This is a genomic window from Bartonella sp. AP4SXKL (genome assembly GCF_042195845.1).
In the GTDB taxonomy this organism is placed as follows: domain Bacteria; phylum Pseudomonadota; class Alphaproteobacteria; order Rhizobiales; family Rhizobiaceae; genus Bartonella.
Genome location: NZ_JBHIPA010000070.1, coordinates 1 through 729 on the forward strand (window position 1 = coordinate 1; position 729 = coordinate 729).

The window sequence follows — 729 nt, forward strand, 5'->3', positions numbered from 1 at the left end:
CTTTCCACTTTGGTAATCACATTATTAACCTGTTCAGTCAATTTATTCTGAACATTCGTGATAGAACTTCCAACACCGGCAAGTGCATCCGCTACATTCTGATAATTCTTGTCAAAAGAAGTACCATCCTCACCAAACTGCTTGATCTTGAAATCCGGTGCTTTCCATTTGCCCTCTTTATCATATCCAGCACCACCACCAAAATAGGTTGCAAGTTGTTCGTTCAGCGAATAAAGCTGACTACCCGTTACGGCATCTGTTGATTTAGCGCTAATCTCACCATTTGCAAGGAACGTAATTCTACTGTTTTCTTGTGTCCTTACAGCTCTGCCTTTTTCTTCTTTACTCTTTTCATGACGCGCTACAAAGGCATCGGCTTCCTTGCTCCATAACAAAGAATCCTGTGCTACTCCTTCAGAAACCTCTTTAATCCTTGCATTCACATTCTTGATATTCTCATCAAGACCTGCAAAAGCGGTTCCAACACCTTGAAAGGCACTCTCTGTTACAACTCCATCTTTAGCAATGTAAGATAATTTATACGTTGGCTGTGTAAGAGCTCCATCTTTAAAGGATGCTTCTCCACCTAAAAACTTAGCTACATCCTCACCGATTTTATTAATCTGACCACCCGTGATTGCATCACGTGAACCCTTGGCAATCTGACCATCAGCAACATTATGAAGACCAACAGCTGCCTTATCCTTACCTTTGCCTAAAGTCACACTC

General features: G+C 41.6%; 1 pseudogene. It reads right to left on the reverse strand.

The window, feature by feature from the left end:
* Positions 1-729, reverse strand: a pseudogene (locus tag ACFIMI_RS09725) (hypothetical protein); the annotation flags it as partial.